Source organism: Nocardia sp. NPDC059228, assembly GCF_042754245.1.
GTDB lineage: Bacteria > Actinomycetota > Actinomycetes > Mycobacteriales > Mycobacteriaceae > Nocardia.
Genome location: NZ_JBHZAL010000101.1, coordinates 1 through 1,590 on the forward strand (window position 1 = coordinate 1; position 1,590 = coordinate 1,590).

The window sequence follows — 1,590 nt, forward strand, 5'->3', positions numbered from 1 at the left end:
GAGTTACAGATCAGCCTCGACCTCGCCGGTCTCGCGGTTGCCCCAATGCCGCACGTCGACGGCGTACTCCGTGTGCCCCCCGTCGCGGTGCGGCAGCCGGAGATAGAACAGTGAGCGGCTGATCGACTGCCACCACCGGAAGCGCTTCAGCGGTCGCCCGTCCCCGGGCTTGACCCGCCGTACGGCCAGACGGTGCCGCCACCTGTTGAACATGCCTCCACTCCCCTGCGCGTGTGCGTTCTCTGCGACTTCCAGTCTTCGTCCGGCGCCTTCTGGTCGGCAGTGACATACGTCATCACTTGGACATGACGGGTCACCAACCGCGCCACAGCGCCACGACGATCGAGCCGCCGACCGCGGTGACGGCGATGACGTAGAGGGCCTGGGCCTTGGCGGTACTCACCGGTGCCGTCCCTCCGTGACATGGAGGCCGGCGAACGATCGGGTGGTCTCGGCGAGCGCGCGCATCAGCTCGTACGCGTGCAGGGGCGGGGTGGTCGCGTCGAAGGTGTCGCAGAGTGCGAGCAGCCGGTAGGCGTCCCTGTGGAGCGCGAGCGTGGCCGGGACGTCGGTGTCCCCGTCGTACTCGGTCAGCAGCAGTTGCAGATGCCCCCGGAGCCTGAGCGTGGTGCTGTCCACCCATGCGCGCTCGGGCGGGAGTTGGGCGGCCAGGGCCTCGGCGACGGTGCGGGAGATTGTGGCGAAGTCGATGGGGTGGTCACGGTTGAGGGCGTCGAGGAGCCGGCGGAGCGTGTCCGGGTCCTGGGTGAACGTGGGCGTCTGATGGCGCCAATGGGTGCCGGGTGTACGGCGGTCGGTCGTCATGACGCCTCGCCGGTTGCGACGGTGCACCACGTACGGGTGCCGTGCCGGCCCCAGGCGCGCGCGAGCGCGTCCACGAGGAACATGCCCCTGCCGGTCTCGTCGTCGCTCTGCAGGTTACGGACCTTGATCCTCGCGGGGTGCCCGTCGTCCACCTCGATGAGCACGTCGCCGGCGCTGTTGCCGTTGCCGCTCCGGTCGTAGGAGACCGAGAACCGCACGCGGTCGCCGCACCCGTGCACGACGGCGTTGGTGACGATCTCACTGACGAGAAGCTGCACGGTCTCGACCACGTCCCGCCCGATGCCGCCCTCGATGAGGAGCGCGCCCGCGATATGGCGCAGTTGCGCGACGCGGCGGGTGTGGGGGCGGAAGGAGATGTTGAGGCGGACGGCGTCGTCCCGTATGCCGACTGCGGTGAGTGGGGCGGGAGTTGCGCTGCGCGTCGTGGGAGGCATCGGGGGTCCTTGTCGTTTGATCTCCGCACTCACTTAAAGCAGCGAATCGACCGCGCTGCGTGAGGTGCGGGTATAGCCTCGCAGCGGGGCAGAAGCCCTGGAAGTGTTCCGGTGAAAATGCGCGAGCAAGTTCTGTTGTGAATTACCGCTGGTGGTGGGGTCGTTCACCTGCTGGCGGCAACTCCCGCTCTGACGCAGAACGTTGCTTGCGGGTGCGGGAAGTGCGCCTGAGCGTTGCTCGGGGAGGAGTGCGAATGATGACGGATACGCAACCGGCGACGCCCACGCTGTGCCGCTTGCAGCTCGGCAG

Annotated in this window: 3 protein-coding genes; all 3 read right to left on the reverse strand. The window is 68.2% G+C overall.

The features are described from left to right. Positions 1–3: 3 nt before the first annotated feature. The gene (locus ACFXKA_RS42695; protein ID WP_379431859.1) at positions 4–213 is read right to left on the reverse strand and encodes a hypothetical protein; all 210 of its coding nucleotides are present in this window, start codon (positions 211–213) and stop codon (positions 4–6) included. 186 nt (positions 214–399) lie between these two features. After that, a complete protein-coding gene (locus ACFXKA_RS42700) occupies positions 400–825 on the reverse strand; it encodes a hypothetical protein (protein WP_379431860.1) in 426 nt (141 codons plus the stop codon). Further along, on the reverse strand, positions 822–1,280 hold the full coding sequence (locus ACFXKA_RS42705) for an ATP-binding protein (protein WP_379431861.1): 459 nt from the start codon (positions 1,278–1,280) through the stop codon (positions 822–824). The genes ACFXKA_RS42700 and ACFXKA_RS42705 overlap by 4 nt, the downstream gene beginning before the upstream one ends. Between the last annotated feature and the right edge of the window lie 310 nt (positions 1,281–1,590).